The following is a 14,945-nucleotide window of genomic DNA, read 5'->3' on the forward strand; positions in this document are numbered from 1 at the left end:
GCGCCGAGCCGGGCGCCGGCAGGCATCGGCAGGTCTGCCGGTATGCCGGCCGGCCAGGAGAAGCCGGGACCGGGCGCCACCGAGCAGGACGGGCTCGCCGCAGCGCCCGGCCGGGCGGCGCGGCCGGTGCAGCCTGCGGTGAGCCCGGCGCACCCCACGGTGAGCAGGACCAGGATCGCGTAGCTGAGCCGTCGGCTCAGGGCAGCCGCCGGTTGCCCAGCGGCCCGGACGTCAGGAGCTTGCGCAGCTGGTCCAGACCGGAACGGGCCCGCAGCACCGGGCTGTTGGCGCTCCTGCCCTGCGCCATCGCCTGGATGGTCATGCTCAACGCCTGCCGCGAGTCGATAGCCGGCGTCCAGTCCAGCTCGGTCCTGGCCCGGCTGGTGTCGAGCAGCGGAACCGAGAACGCCAGGTCGATCCAGCCGGGATCCAGCGCCTGCAACCGCACCCGCCAGCCGATCCCGGCGAGCAGGCTGAGCGCCTTCGCCGGCAGCTGCACCGGCCGGGCGCCCAGCGCGGCGGCGATGTCATCGCGGGTCACCGGCGGCTCGCCGGCGAAGTTGAACGCGCCACCGGCCCGCCGCTCGATCACCCGGACGATGCCGTCGGCGAGGTCGTCCGAATGCACCACCGGAATGCTGAGCTTGCGGTCCAGCGGCAGGATCGGCAGCAGCGTCAGCAGCCGGGCCGGCACGTATCCGGGCACGCCATAGCGCAGCAGCGCGCTGGCGGCGTCGGGCTGCACCACGAAACCGGGACGCAGCCGGCTGATCAGCATCGCCGCCTCGCCGGCCTGCTGCTCGTAGCTGTCGAGCAGCCGCTCGGCCGCGGCCTTGTGCAGGCTGTAGGCCAGGCTCTCGATGCCCTCGCGCGCGGCCGACTCGTCCACCCGGCGTCCCGGTGAGCGCGAGTAGGCCCCGACCGAGGACATGTGGATCAGGTGCCGCACGCCGGCCGTCCGCGCCGCCTGCAGCACCGCCGCCGTCCCGCCGACGCCCAGCCTGCGCAGGTAGTCGATGTTGTGCGAGGGCTGGAAGCCCCAGGCCAGGTGCACGACGGTGTCCACGCCGTCGAAGGCGCCGCCCAGCGAGGCCGCCGCCCCGGCTTCGGCGAGGTCCACGCTGTGCCAGGACACGGCCTCGTACGGCTCTCCGGTCGGGATCCGGCGGGCCACGCCCACCAGCTCATGGCCGCTGCCGCTGAGCCGCCGGAGCAATGCCGTGCCGATGTTTCCGCTGGCCCCCGTGATGGCGATACGCATGGATCCAGTGTGCCTGCCCGGACGGGCGAGCCGGTTGCGCCGGCCGGGCCGGGCGGAGTTCACTTGCTGGGCAGGGGCAAGCAACGCCTGAAGGCTTTCAGGGGGATGCCGTGTCCGACACCGCGAAGTCCGACCACACCGCGAAGTCCGAGATCGCCGGGACGTCCGACCACACCGCTGGGACGTCCGACCACACCGCGAGCATCGCCAAGGCCGATACCGCCAAGCCCGTGAGCGCGGTCAAGTCCGACCAGCGGGTGAAGGCCTACAACACCCCGAAGGAGAACGCCGCGGCCGCGGTGGCCGCCGGCGTCGCCAAGGCCTCGCTGAAGCCGGGCAACGCGCTGGTCGGCGGGTTCCTGGCCGGCGCCTACATCGCCTTCGGCGGCCTGCTGGCCGTGGTCGCCTCGGCCGGGATGGATCCGCAGGTGTGGGGCGGGCTGATCACCGTGGTGACCGGCCTGGTGTTCAGCATGGGGCTGATCCTGGTCATCGTCGGCGGGGCGGAGCTGCTGACCGGGAACATGGCGCTGATCCCGATCGCGCTGATGGCGCGCCGGGTCGGCATCGCCCGGTTGCTGCAGAACTGGCTCTGGGTGACCCTGGGCAACCTGGCCGGCGCGGTGTTCGTGGCGTACGTGCTGGCCGACCGGACCGGGGTGCTGGCCAAGACCGGCTCCATCTCGGCCACCCAGGGGTACGCCCGGCTCGGCGCCATCACGATGAGCAAGGCCGTGTCGGAGACCCACCTGGAGCAGTTCCTGCGGGCGATGGGGTGCAACTGGCTGGTGTGCCTGGCGGTCTGGCTGGCGTTGGCGGCGCACGACATCGCCGGCAAGATCCTGGCGATCATCTTTCCCATCACGGCCTTCGTGGCGCTGGGCTTCGACCACGTGGTGGCCAACATGTTCTTCCTGCCGGCCGCGATGTTCCTGGAGACCGGCGGGGTCACCTTCTCCAACATGACGCTGAACCTGTTCTTCGCCTATCTGGGCAATGCGGTGGGCGCGGAGGTCTTCGTCGCCGGCGCCTACTGGTACCTGTATCTGCGCGACCAGCCCGCCGACTGAAGCCTTCGACCGAAAGCCCGGCTGAACACCCCTCGGCCGAGGACTCAGCGCCGCCGGTTCTCCATCCGCTGGAACATCTTCTCCCGGCGGCGCGCCGTGGCTGCCGAGCGCTGGTCGCCGGCCTGGCCCTGCCGGACGGCGGCGCCGGTGCCGGCCGGGTAGCCGGCCTTGACCAGCCGGTGCTCGGCCGTCTCCACCAGGTAGCCCAGGGAGTAGATGAGGCTCATCAGCATGCCGCCCAGCGCGCTGAGCGCCCGGATCCAGAACGGGCCCGGGACGAAGACCAGCAGGACGACGATCAGCGGGGAGATCACCAGCAGCGAGCGCGCCACCTGGCGAAGCGCCCAGGTCCGGCAGGTGGTGTCGTGCAGCACCCACTCGGCCAGGTCCTCCGGCAACCCGCCGCCGAGGCTGTAGCGCAACCACTGCCAGGGAGTCGGACGCCGCCGCCCGCTGCTGCTGCCCTGCATGACGCTTCGACTCCTTCGGCCTGGCCGGCGTCTACTTCGAGATGTCGCGGCTCCACATTATCTCCGCCGCAGTGGGCATCGCAGCTGCCGATCAGCAGGTAGGGTCACCGGTAGGGTCAGCCAGCATCCGGTATCACGTCCAGGCGGCGCGCGCCGCCCCGGCACATATTTCGCGCTGGCACCTGCGGCGCAGTCAGGTCGCCTCATGATCACAGCCTTGCCTCTTCCTCACTGTCGCCCCGCACGGACAGCCCGTTGACGGCCACCACGCAGACCGCGCGGGGCAGCGATTTCGCCGTCCTCTGCCGGCAGGTGCGGGCAGCCAACCTGCTGCAGCGCCGGGGCTGGAACTATGCGGTCCGGATCTCGGTCACGCTGCTGGCGTTCCTCGCCCTCTGCGCGGGATTCGTGCTCGCCGGCGACACCTGGTACCAGCTCGGCATCGCGGTGGCGCTCGGCCTGGCATCGACCCAGCTGGCCTTCCTCGGCCACGACGGCGGCCATCAGCAGGTGTGCCGCTCCAGGCGCGCCAACGACCTGATCGGGCTCCTGATCGGTGACCTGCTGGTCGGGCTGAGCTTCGGCTGGTGGCTGGACAAGCACAACCGCCACCATGCCAACCCCAACCACGAGGATCACGACCCGGACATCGGCGACTCCGTCCTCGCCTTCACCACCGCCCACATCGCGGGCCGGACCGGCGGGCCGCTCCGCTTCATCGCCCGCCACCAGGCCTGGCTGTTCTTCCCCATGCTGTGCTTCGAGGGGCTGCAGCTGCACGTGGCCAGCGTCCGCTCGCTGATCCAGGGCAAGCAGCGCAGGTACCGCCGCATCGAGTCGGTGCTGCTGTCGGCCCACCTGGTCGGCTACCTCGGCGGGATCTTCCTGGTGCTGTCGCCGCTCAAGGCGCTGGCGTTCATCGCGGTGCACCAGGCGATCTTCGGCATCTACATGGGCTGCTCCTTCGCGCCCAACCACAAGGGGATGGCCATCATCGCCCCCGGTGAGCAGCTGGACTTCCTGCGCCGGCAGGTGCTTACCTCGCGGAACGTGCGCGGCGGCTGGTTCACCGATCTGCTGCTCGGCGGGCTGAACTACCAGATCGAGCACCACCTGTTCCCGAACATGCCCCGTCCCAACCTGCGCAAGGCCCAGCGGCTGGTGTTCCAGTACTGCCAGGAGCACCACATCTCCTACACCGAGACCAGCCTGGTCGGCTCCTACGCCGCGGCGCTGGGTTACCTGCACCGGCTGGGCGCCCCGCTGCGCGGCACCAGCCCGAGTTGAGCCTGCCCAGCGCGAGTTGAGCCTGCCCAGCGCGCTGAACGGGGTCGCCGGAGGGCGTCCCACGTAGACTCGGCAGCCAGAGGGATCCGGGCTGCAAACAGCGCACGCCCCGTCCGACCTGGCTTGAGGGGAACCTGATGGTCCTGATCGGCCTGCTCCTGATCGCTGCCGCAGTGGCAGCCGCGATCATCCTCGTCGTCCAGAACGACGGCACGATCGCAGTACACGTCTTCGACACCGACTACAACGTCGCCGCCTACTGGCTCGCGATCGCCGGGCTGGCGATCATGGCCGTGCTGGCGCTGGGCCTCTCGGCCGTCCGGGCGGGGGCGGCGCACCGGATGCGGCGGCGCCGGGAACGCCGGGAGCTGGTCCAGGAGAACCGCCGGCTCAGCGAGCGGGCGGCCACGGTAGGCCAGACCGGCACGACGGCTGGCGCCACGACCGGTGGGACGACTACCGGTGGCGCCACCGCCCCCGGCGCAGGCGCGCACGCCGAGCCGGTCCGGTCGCGCAGCGACGACCCCCGCGGGATGCCGCCCGCCGCGGGCTGAGCCGCTGCGCTCGTCCATTCGCGGGCCCCTCCTACTCGCCGCGGGCTGAGCCGCCGCGCCCGTCCGTTCGGAACCTTCCCACTCGCCGCAGCTGAGCCCCGCGCCGTCCGTTCGGAACCTTCCCACTCGCCGGTACTCGGCTCCGGCGAGGGTTCCGACACGCCCAAACCTTCGCCATCGGACCAATTCCGTCATTCGAGTTGAGATCCGTGTTATGTAGCTGTACGGTGTGTGTTAAGTGGCTAACGGTAGTCACTTGACTACGGGCGAGGATGCCTACCGTGAAGGGGGCCAAGGATGGCCGCGTGCAGTGAATCGGCGAGCCTACGCGTGGCAAAAGCGGGCGTGATCGGCTTGGCGAGCCTCGGCTTGTCGCTGGCCGCATCGACGTTCACCAGCCCCGCGTCAGCCCAGGCGCCCGCCGGCTCGGTACGGCATGCCTCCTTCAACGACGCCCGCTGGGGCGATGCCGTGGCCGACGCGCTCTCGCTCAACCTGCTCGGCCGCAACGAGGCCAGCGTCGACCCCGGCTCGCTCTACACCGTGGAACGGGCGATCGGCGCCCGCGCCGTCTGGCAGCAGCGTGACTCGGCCAACCGGCAGATCACCGGCCAGGGCGTCACCGTCGCGCTGCTGGACTCCGGCGCCGCCGAGGTCAGCGGCCTGGACGCCCCCGGCAAGCTGAGCCACGGCCCGGACCTGTCCATCGAATCCAACGGTGTCCTCACCGACCAGGACACCTACGGCCACGGCACCCACCTGGCCGGCATCATCGCCGGCCGCGACGCCGCAGCGCCCACCGGCAAGTCCCTCGCCAGCGCGGCTGCCTCGGTGCAGCTGGGCGTGGCGCCGGACGCGAACCTGCTGTCGCTGAAGCTGGCCACCACCGACGGCAGCACCGACGTCAGCCAGGTGATCGCGGCGCTGAACTGGATCACCGAGCACCAGACCAACTACGACGGCAGCCCGGTGCGGGTGGTCAACCTGTCCTTCGGGACCGACTCGGTGCAGCCGTACCAGCGCGACCCGCTGGCTGCCGCGGCCGAGAACGCCTGGCGGCACGGACTGGTGGTCGTCGTCTCCGGCGGCAACGAGGGCCCGTCCGCCGGCCGGCTGACCGACCCCGCCATCGACCCCTACGTCATCGCGGTCGGCGCGTCCGACAGCAACGACACCCCGGCCGGCTGGAACCGCCCCGCCGTCGCGCCGTTCAGCAGCAGCGGCTCGTGGCAGCGGCACGTCGACCTGGTCGCGCCCGGCACCTCGATCGTCTCGCTGCGCGCCCCGGGCTCGTTCATCGACACCAACCACCCTGAGGGCCGGGTCGCCGGCGACAGCACCGAGCGGCTGTTCCGCGGCAGCGGCACCAGCCAGGCCGCCGCGGTGGTCTCCGGCGCCGCCGCGCTGCTGCTGCAGGCCTACCCGAACCTGACCCCGGACCAGGTCAAGTCCGCCCTGGTCAGCACCGCCACCCCGATGCGGGCCAGCCCGCTCTCCGCAGGCGCCGGCCAGCTGAACGTCGCCGCGGCGCTCAACTCGGTGCGCTCGGCCAACCCGCTCAAGCTGGCCCGGTCAGCCGACCAGGACTTCCCGGTCTCCACCGGCCAGGGCTCGCTGGACGCCGCCCGCGGCGGCGACGCCCTGGTGGACGCCGACGGTGTTCCACTGACCGGCGAGATCGACGTGCAGGGCAACCCCTGGGACGCCGCCGCCTGGTGGGCCGCATCCTCCACGCTGACCTCCTGGGTGGGCGGGGACTGGATGGGCTCGACCTGGACCGGCTCGGGCTGGGCAGGCGCCGGCGATGACCTGGAGTCCGCGCGCTGGTCCTCGGCCCGCTGGTCGTCCGCGCGCTGGTCCTCCGCACGGTGGTCCTCGGCCCGCTGGTCGTCCGCGCGGTGGTCCTCCGCCCGCTGGTCCGATTCGACGTGGAGCTGACCGTGCGCCGCACATCCCGCGGCGGCGCCGCCCGGTGGACGCTGATCCTCAGCGCCATCCTGGCGGCTGTCGCCGCGGGCCTGACCTCCTACATCGACGACGCCCAGCCGATCCTGGTGGTGGTGAACCTGCCCACCCCGGTGCTGGCGCCGGCGCTGGTCGCGTTGTTCCTGCTCGCCGAGCAGTTCCTGATGAACGTCGAGTTCCGCCGGCAGGCTCACTCGCTGACGCTGGCGGGGGTTCCGCTGGTGCTCGGCGTGCTGCTGGTGTCACCGCAGACGTTCGTCATCGCCCGGCTGGTCGCGGCCATGATCGCGTTCCTGCTGCAGCGGATCAACTTCGACAAGATCCTGTACAACGGGGCCGCCTACGCGTGCGAGGCGGCGCTGGACGCCACCATCATCCATCTCTGGCTGCAGCCGCGGCACGACATCGACCTGTGGACGATGACCGTCGTCCTGGCCGTGATCGCCGCGGTCGACCAGCTGATGAGCCTGCTGGTGCTGAGCCTGATCCGGCTGCACAACGGCCCGCTCAGCGCCCGCGAGATCGCCGACGTGCTGGTCTCGGCCGCTGCCCTCAGTCTGGTGGCCAGCGCCTTCGCGGTGATCGTGCTGTTGCTGCTGCGCAACGGCATCGTCGGCGTCGGCCTGGTGATCCTGGTGATCGCCGTGGGCGCCGGGGCCTACCGCGGTCACGCCTCGACCCGCCGACGGCACCAGGCGCTGACCCTGATCCACGAGTTCGTCTCCGACGGCGTCGGCGCGGAGTCGCTGGAGGTGCTGGCCAGCCAGCTGCTGTCGCGGATCCGCCAGCTGCTGCGCGCCGCCACCGTCGAGGTGATGATCGTCGACGGCCAGCTCGCCAATCTGACCGCCGCCCGTCCGGATGTCGAGCCGACCGCGGCGCTGACCCTGACCATCGGCGAGGACGAGGTGCTGGTGGTGGGCCGGCGGACGGTCGACTACTCCGACTGGATCGCGGTGCGTGCCCTGGTCCAGGAGGAGCCGACGCTGGCCGCCCGGACCACCAAGGACCGCGGCCTGCGGCGCTGGCTGCTCGAACGCGGCGTCCGGGACGCCGTCGTGGTGGCGCTGCCGCTGTCCAGCGGATCGGCCGGCACCCTTACCGTGATGGACCGGCTCGGCGAGACCGCCACCTTCCTCGAGGACGACCTCACCCTGCTGCAGACGTTGACCGGGCATCTCGCGGTCGCCATCCGGAGCACCCGGCTGGTCGAGAAGCTCGGCTACGACGCCACCCACGACTCGCTCACCGGGCTGTCCAACCGGGCGCACCTCAGCGAGCAGATCAACCACGTGCTGTCCACCGGCACCGGCGCGGCGGCGGTGCTGCTGCTGGACCTCGACCGGTTCAAGGAGGTCAACGACATCCTCGGCCACGATGTCGGCGACCGGCTGCTGAAGGTGGTGGCCGACCGGTTGCGGGCCTGCCTGCCGACCAACGCCACCGTAGCGCGGCTGGGCGGCGACGAGTTCGCGGTGCTGCTGCCCGGCACGGAGAACGCCGCCGACCTGGCCGAGCTGGTGGCCGACACCCTCGCCGAGCCGGTGCAGTTCGACGAGGCCATGCTGACTCCGGAGAGCAGCGTCGGGGTCGCGGTCACCAACGGCCTGTCGGCCCAACCGGACCTGTTGCGCCAGGCCGACACCGCGATGTACGAGGCCAAGGCCAACGACCGCCGGGTGGCGGTGTACGGCCCGGAGATGGACCGCGGCCGGATCGAGCGGCTCGCCCTGGTGGCCGACCTGCGGATGGCGCTGAGCGATCACCCCGAGCAGATGCTGCTGCACTACCAGCCCAAGATCGACCTGCAGACCGGTCTGGTGACCGGCGTGGAGGCCCTCGTCCGCTGGGCGCACCCGACCCTGGGCGTGCTCGGGCCGGACCGGTTCATCCCGCTGGCCGAGTCCACCGGCCTGATCGAGGGGCTCACCCCGCTGGTGCTGGAGGCCGGGCTCGCCGCGTGCCGCAGCTGGACGGTCGACGGCTACCCGATCAGCGTCGCGGTCAACCTCTCGGCCCGCAACATCAGCGACCCGCAGCTGCCAGAGCGGGTGGCCCAGGCCATCGCCCGGATCGGGCTGCCCGCCGACCGGGTGATCCTGGAGATCACCGAGAGCAGCGTGATGGGCGATCCGGAGCAGACCCTGCCGGTGCTGCACCAGCTGCGCGATCTGGGCGTCTGCCTGTCCCTGGACGACTTCGGGACCGGGTACTCCAGCCTGTCCTACCTGCAGCGGCTGCCGGTGGGCGAGGTCAAGATCGACCGGTCCTTCGTGCAGGGGCTGTCGGGGGAGAACCGGGCCAGCACCCGCGCGCTGATCAAGACCATCATCGGCCTCGGCGCCGACCTGAACCTGCGGATCGTGGCCGAGGGCGTCGAGGACCTGGCCACCCTGGACGAGCTGCGTGGAATGGGCTGCCAGGTGGCCCAGGGCTACTACATCAGCCGGCCGCTGGCCGGGCCGGACCTGCGTAATTGGCTGAGCCGGACGGCCGAGGCCGCCCCCCGGCTGCGGCTGCTCAGCGTCGGCAGCTGAGCCGGTCTCGACGGCTCTTCGCGCGAGCGCTCATCGCTGGCTGAGGTCCGCTCCTCGGCGCTGCGCGCCTGCGATGCTCCCTCAGGTCCCGGCCGCACCGGCGGGGCTGTAATACCCTCGCGCTTGTCCTAGCAACCGCCGACCGGACCGGACGGTTCTCGCAGTGAAGCCTCAGCGCCCGCGGCTCGAGCAGGCCTGGGCAACGCCTGAGGCCGGGCCCGCGGCTGGCCCGACGCAGTCCGGCGGCACCGCCGAGCCCGGCACCCCGATCGGGCCCGGCGCTGCGATCGGGCCGGATCGACCCGCTGAGCCCGGCGGCACCGCGACGGCAGCCGTCGAGATCATCGACGTCGCCCCGGCCCGGGTCCGCCGGTCCTGGGACCTGGTGCGGCTGACCGGCCTGGTGCTGGCCGGCCTGCTGCTGACCGGTCTGGGGCTGATCGCCAGCGACACCAGCCGGGGCGCCAACGACGACCTGGTGCGGTTGCTGGCCCACGTGCCCCCGCTGCTGGTGCGGATGCTGCGCACCCTGGCCGCCTTCGGGGCGCTGGCCGTCCCGCTGGCGTTCATGGCCCGCGAGATCGTCCGCGGGCAGACCCGCCGGCTGATCGAGGCGCTGGTCACCGGCATGATCGCGATCGCGGTGGTCGCGGCGCTCAACCAGCTGATCGCCGCCTACGCCTCCGAGGCGCTGCTTGCGGCGCTGATCCGGCCGGGCGCGGAGCCCGCGGTCCGGCCGCTGGACACCTACCTGGCCGCGTTGCTGGCCTTCGTGGCGGTCGTCGGGGTGGCGCAGGACCCGCGCTGGCGCGCCCTGCTGGTGGCCGTCACCGGGCTGTACGTCGGGTCGGTCTTCACCGCCACCAAGGCGTCGCTGCTGTCGCTGGTGCTCAGCCTGGTGATCGGGGCGACGGTCGGGATCGCCGTCCGCTACCTCGCCGGCAGCCTCAACGAGCGTCCCGACGGCCGGCAGATCGTCGCGGCGCTGGCCGGCCGGGGCATCGTGCTGCGCAGGCTGGAACGGATTGCCACCACCGCGGAGCACCGCAGCTACCTCGGCGCGGACGCCCAGGGCCGGCAGCTGCGGGTACACATGCTGGACCGGGACCTGATCGCCTCCGGAGCGGTGTACAACGCCTACCGGCTGGTCCGGATCCGCACCGAGGTCGCCCCGTCGCCGGCCCTGTCGCTGGAGCGGGTGGCCGAGCACCGGTCGCTGCTGGCGATGGCGGCGGCGGCCACCGGGGTGGCGATGCCCAGGCTGCTGGCCGGGGTGCGGTGCGGCCCGAACGCGATCGCCCTGGTCTATGACCGGGTCGCCGGCAGCCCGCTGACCGACCCGACCGACAACCAGCTGGACGAGCTGTGGGCCGGCGTGCTGAAGCTGCACCGCAACCGGATCACCCATCGCGGCCTGCGGGCGGCCAACCTGCTGGTGGAACCGGACGGCGCGGTGCTGCTGCCCATCCCGCAGGACGGCACCGTCTTCGCCACCGACCTGCGGATCAACCTGGACCGGGTGGAGCTGCTGATCAGCATCGTCGGGCTGGTGGGCGTCCAGCGCGCGGTGCGCAGCGCCCGCCGGGTGCTCACCGACGACGAGCTGGCAGCCACCGTCGCGGTGCTGCAGCCGATCGTGTTGAGCCGGCAGACCCGCGAGGCGCTGCGCGAGGACCCGGACCTGGTCGAGGCGGTCCGGGAGGAGATCCAGGGCCAGACCCACCAGCAGCCGCCGGAGCCGGTCCGGATGGAACGGGTCCGGCCGCGCACCATCATCTCGGTGGTGGCCGTGATCGTGGCCGGTTACCTGATCGTCGGCCAGCTGGGCTCGGTGGACCTGGCGACCGTGCTGGCCGACGCCCGCTGGCAGTGGCTGCCGCTGGTGGTGGCGGCCTCGGCGGCCAGCTACCTGGCCGCGGCGCTGGCGCTGACCGGCTACGTCGGCGAGCGGCTGTCGTACCCCCGCACCGTGCTGGCGCAGCTGGCGGCCTCGTTCGCCGGCTTCGTCACCCCGCCCGCCGTGGGCGGCCTGGCGGTCAACCTGCGGTACCTGCGCAAGTCCGGGCTCCGGACGTCCGGGGCCGCGACCAGCGTCGGCCTGGCCCAGCTCGTCAACGGGGTCATCCACGTCGTGCTGCTGATCGCCTTCGCGGCGGCGACCGGGGTCTCGGCCCGGCACAGCGTGCCCATCCCGGGCTGGGCGTTCGCGGTGCTGGGCGCCCTGGGGGTGCTGATCTCGGTGGCGCTGGCGGTGCCCGCGACCCGGCGCTGGCTGCTGGCCCGGCTGCTGCCGCCGCTGCACCAGGCGCTGCCCCGGCTGCTGTCGCTGCTGACCAGCCCCGTCAAGCTCGCCGAAGGGCTGGTCGGGTCGCTGCTGCTCAATGCCAGCTACATCGCGGCGCTCTGGTTCTCGGTGCATGCCTTCGACGGCGGCATCGCGCTGGCCCAGGTGGCGGTGGTGTACCTGGCCGGCTCGGCGATCGGATCGGCCGCTCCCACGCCGGGCGGGCTCGGCGCGGTGGAGGTGGCGCTGGCGACCGGGCTGGCCGCGGCCGGCATGGCCAGCGCCGCCGCGATCAGCGCCGTGCTGCTGTTCCGGCTGGCCACCTTCTGGCTGCCGGTGCCGGCCGGGTGGCTCGCCATGCGGTGGCTACAGCGTCGGGACGCCTTGTAGACGCTATCTTCGAGACGCCGCAGCAGCGTCGAGACGAGGTGTGCGCCCGTGGTCAGTGCAGTAGCGCAGGAGTCCGATGCCGTGGGCGCCGTGATCGCCGCGGTGGCCGAGATCGCCGGCCCGCTGCGCGACCGCGGGAGCGAGATCGAGCGGGACCGCCGGCTGCCTGCCGATGTGGTGGCGGGGCTGCGCCAGGCCGGGGTGTTCCGGCTGTGGATGCCGCGCGAGCTGGGTGGCCTGGAGGCGGGCCCGGAGGCGGTCCTGCGGGTGGTGGAGACGCTCTCCGCCGCCGACGGCTCGACCGGCTGGTGCGCGGCCACCGGCCTGGCCAGCAATGTCGTCGGCGCGTTCGTCCCCGAGCTGGGCGCCCGGACGCTGTACCCGACCGGCCAGGAGATGGCCGGTGGCGCGTTGATGCCCGGCGGCCGGGCGATCCCGCAGCCGGACGGATCGTACCTGGTCACCGGCCGCTGGTCCTTCGGCAGCGGGGTGCAGCACTGCGACTGGGTGGTCGGCGGCGCCGTGGTGGCTGCGGACGGCCCGCCGGAGGTCCGGGCGGTGGTGATGCCGGCATCCCAGATCGAGTTCCTGGACGACTGGGACGTCGTCGGGCTGCAGGGCACCGCCAGCGTGGACTTCCGGGTCGAGGGCATCCGGGTGCCCGCCGAGCACACCCTGGCCCCGGACCGGGTCTCGCCGTGGCCGGCCGGCCCGATGTGGCGGATCCCGCTGACGTCGCTGCTCTTTCCGGTGCTCGCCGCGGTGCCGCTGGGTCTGGCCCGGCGGGCGGTCAGCGAACTCCGCGAGCTGGCCCAGGTCAAGACGCCGTTCCGGTCCGGCCGGCTGCTGGCCGACCGCGAGGTGGTGCAGGCCGGCCTGGCGCGGGCCACCGCGCTGATCGAGTCCGGTCACCACTACCTGCAGGTGGGCATGCAGGCGCTGTGGCAGGCCGGCGCCGCGGGCCAGCCGCCCACCGTGGAGCAGCGTGCCCAGGCCCGGCTGGCCGCGGTGCACGCCACCGCCGGCGCGGCCGAGGCGGTGCTGCTGTGCTACCGCAACGCCGGATCCACCGCGCTGCACCAGAGCAACCCGTTGCAACGGTTGCTGCGCGACGTCAACGCCGCCACCCAGCACTACGGGATCAGCGCGGTCGGGTACGAGATGGCCGGGCGGGCACTGCTGGGGATGGAGCCGGACCCCGGGCTGTAGCGCCGCTCAGGCTCTCGCTCGGAAAGGCTGGCTCGGGAAAGCTGGCTCGGGAAAGGCTGGCTCGGGAAAGGCTGGCTCGGGAATGGCGAAAACCGCCACGCCATTCCTGCCACGGGGGAGACACGAAGGTGTAGCGGCTTTCGCACGGTTACTGTACGTAACTTTGGCTGGCTGTCAAGCCGGGGTCCGTCGACCGGCCGCCGAGCCGTCAGCGCAGGCTGGCGAACAGGTCCGGCACCGGTGGCCGGGCCGGCGTCCGGCCGGCTTCGATGAACCACTCGGTGCCGAAAACCCTGCGGTAGAGCGGTGTCGGCAGCCGCAGGAAGACAGCCAGCGTCCGGGTCCCGGAGCCGCCGCCGGCCTGGCTGGCGTGGGCGGCCATGGACTGGCGCTTGGCACCGGCGAAGGCGCGCACATCGATGCGGTGAGTGATCACCGTCCGGTCGCTGTAGCTGTGCCGCAGCCGGTCGGGAGCGAACCCCGGCGGCAGCAGCCGGGTCCAGCGCACCAGCGACAGCGCCCGGGTCAGCGCGGTCCGGTCGACGGTGGCCTCCAGCACCAGCCGGGTGCCGGCCAGCTCGGCGGCCCGGTACCCGACCCGGTGCACCTGCACGTGATCGGGATGGCCGTAGCCGCCATTGCGGTCATAGACGGTCAGCGCGTCGGCCCGCTCGGCGCGCAGGATCGCGGCCAGCCGCTCGGCAGGCTCCTCGACCGGCATCGAGGCGAAGCCCTGGTGCTCGTTGCGCATCCCCGAGTCCGGGTAGTCCAGCCGGATCACCTTGGCGCAGCCGAGCGCCGCGGCCGACCGGTCCAGCTCGTCGGCCCGCCGGTCCGCCAGGCCCGGTCCGGGCGGGCCGTCGCTGAGCCCCGCCTCGCCGCGGGTGGCGACCACCAGGACGACCCGGTGGCCCTCGGCCGCCGCCCGGGCCAGGGTGCCCGCCGTCAGCAGCGCCTCGTCGTCGGGATGGGCGTGGAAGGAGACCAGGCAGAAACTCATGGACGGTTTCTCAGGGGACGGGCGTGGCCAGCGCTCCGGGCAGGGGCCGGCCGGCCTGCTCGAAGGCCCGCCGGTACACCTGCTCGCAGGTGAGCAGCACCTGGTCCCAGGTGTAGCCGGGCTGGTTGCCGTGCTCGGCGGCGGCCAGCTCCGCGCGGGCGGCCGGTGAGCAGGCCAGCTCAGCCAGCGCGGCGGTCAGCTCGTCGTCGCTGCCCACCAGCAGGCCGTCGCGGCCGTGCTCGATGAAGTCCGACACCCCGGTGCCGGCGAAGGCCAGCACCGGCAGGCCCGCGCACCGGGCTTCCAGCGCCGCGATGCCGAAGGACTCAAGCCTGGCCGGGGAGACGTAGAGGTCGGCGTCGGCGAACCGGTCCCGGATCGCCGGCTGGTCCAGCTGGCCGGTCAACTCGACCCAGCCGGTCATCCGGTGCCGGGCCAGGTAGCTCAGCATGGTGTCGCGCTGCGGGCCCGCGCCGATGATCTGCGCCTCGATGCCGATCCCGGCCGGCACCAAGTCGCGGACCGCGCGCAGCACCTTGAGCAGCTGCAGCGGCCGCTTGCGGGCCGACAGCCGCATCACGCTGACGATCACCACCCGCTGCGGATCCCGCGGCGCGCGCGGCAGCCGCCAGAGCTCGGGACGGACACCGTTGGGCAGCACCGCGATCTCGGTGCCCGGCCGCAGCACCTGCGACAGCGCGCCGGCCGCGGCGGTGCTCACCGCCGTCCAGGTGATCGGCCAGCGCCGCCAGTCCAGCGCGGCGTCGAAGCCCCGGAAGATCGGGGTGGCGTAGGACCACAGCGAGTGCAGCGTCGCCACGGTCGGCACCCCCGATCGGCTCGCGGCGCCGGCGGCCAGGTAGGCCATCGGCGAGAAGGTGGACGCGTGCACGTGCACCAGGTCATAGCCGCCGGTAA

Annotated in this window: 12 protein-coding genes; 8 read left to right on the plus strand and 4 right to left on the minus strand. The window is 72.7% G+C overall.

Going from position 1 to position 14,945, the window contains the following annotated elements; genetic code table 11:
- Positions 1-183 (plus strand): hypothetical protein (locus VF612_RS01180; RefSeq protein ID WP_408658018.1); only part of this gene is annotated, 183 nt, incomplete at its 5' end.
- Positions 184-196: 13 nt separating this feature from the next.
- Here the strand turns inward: VF612_RS01180 and VF612_RS01185 are convergent.
- The gene (locus tag VF612_RS01185) at positions 197-1,261 is read right to left on the minus strand and encodes an NAD-dependent epimerase/dehydratase family protein (RefSeq protein ID WP_408658019.1); all 1,065 of its coding nucleotides are present in this window, start codon (positions 1,259-1,261) and stop codon (positions 197-199) included.
- Between the two features lie 110 nt (positions 1,262-1,371).
- Here VF612_RS01185 and VF612_RS01190 point away from each other — a divergent pair, with 110 nt between their 5' ends.
- The gene (locus VF612_RS01190) at positions 1,372-2,331 is read left to right on the plus strand and encodes a formate/nitrite transporter family protein (RefSeq protein ID WP_408658020.1); all 960 of its coding nucleotides are present in this window, start codon (positions 1,372-1,374) and stop codon (positions 2,329-2,331) included.
- 44 nt (positions 2,332-2,375) lie between these two features.
- Here the strand turns inward: VF612_RS01190 and VF612_RS01195 are convergent, their stop codons facing one another.
- A complete protein-coding gene (locus tag VF612_RS01195; RefSeq protein ID WP_408658021.1) occupies positions 2,376-2,801 on the minus strand; it encodes a DUF5313 family protein in 426 nt (141 codons plus the stop codon).
- 255 nt (positions 2,802-3,056) lie between these two features.
- Here VF612_RS01195 and VF612_RS01200 point away from each other — a divergent pair, with 255 nt between their 5' ends.
- The 6 genes from VF612_RS01200 (at position 3,057) to VF612_RS01225 (ending at position 13,027) form a co-directional block, all read left to right on the plus strand.
- Complete coding sequence (locus VF612_RS01200; protein ID WP_408658022.1) at positions 3,057-4,088, plus strand: fatty acid desaturase family protein; 1,032 nt, start codon at positions 3,057-3,059, stop codon at positions 4,086-4,088.
- 137 nt (positions 4,089-4,225) lie between these two features.
- Positions 4,226-4,642: a hypothetical protein gene (locus VF612_RS01205; protein ID WP_408658023.1), complete on the plus strand. Its 417-nt coding sequence runs from the start codon at positions 4,226-4,228 to the stop codon at positions 4,640-4,642.
- Between the two features lie 330 nt (positions 4,643-4,972).
- Positions 4,973-6,580 (plus strand): S8 family serine peptidase, encoded by a 1,608-nt coding sequence (locus VF612_RS01210; protein ID WP_408658024.1) that lies wholly within the window; start codon positions 4,973-4,975, stop codon positions 6,578-6,580.
- A 2-nt stretch (positions 6,581-6,582) separates the two neighbouring features.
- Positions 6,583-9,144, plus strand: coding sequence for a putative bifunctional diguanylate cyclase/phosphodiesterase (locus VF612_RS01215; protein ID WP_408658025.1), 2,562 nt, complete (start codon positions 6,583-6,585; stop codon positions 9,142-9,144).
- A gap of 163 nt (positions 9,145-9,307) precedes the next feature.
- Positions 9,308-11,818: a lysylphosphatidylglycerol synthase transmembrane domain-containing protein gene (locus VF612_RS01220; RefSeq protein ID WP_408658026.1), complete on the plus strand. Its 2,511-nt coding sequence runs from the start codon at positions 9,308-9,310 to the stop codon at positions 11,816-11,818.
- 48 nt (positions 11,819-11,866) lie between these two features.
- The gene (locus tag VF612_RS01225) at positions 11,867-13,027 is read left to right on the plus strand and encodes an acyl-CoA dehydrogenase family protein (protein ID WP_408658027.1); all 1,161 of its coding nucleotides are present in this window, start codon (positions 11,867-11,869) and stop codon (positions 13,025-13,027) included.
- 208 nt (positions 13,028-13,235) lie between these two features.
- Here VF612_RS01225 and VF612_RS01230 read toward each other — a convergent pair whose 3' ends face one another.
- Together VF612_RS01230 and VF612_RS01235 are read right to left on the minus strand one after the other, a co-directional pair.
- Positions 13,236-14,027: a PIG-L deacetylase family protein gene (locus tag VF612_RS01230; RefSeq protein WP_408658028.1), complete on the minus strand. Its 792-nt coding sequence runs from the start codon at positions 14,025-14,027 to the stop codon at positions 13,236-13,238.
- Between the two features lie 10 nt (positions 14,028-14,037).
- Positions 14,038-14,945: glycosyltransferase family 4 protein (locus VF612_RS01235; protein WP_408658029.1), on the minus strand; the 908-nt coding region annotated here is incomplete at its 5' end.

The sequence above is a fragment of the Jatrophihabitans sp. genome (assembly GCF_036388195.1).
GTDB lineage: Bacteria > Actinomycetota > Actinomycetes > Mycobacteriales > Jatrophihabitantaceae > Jatrophihabitans_A.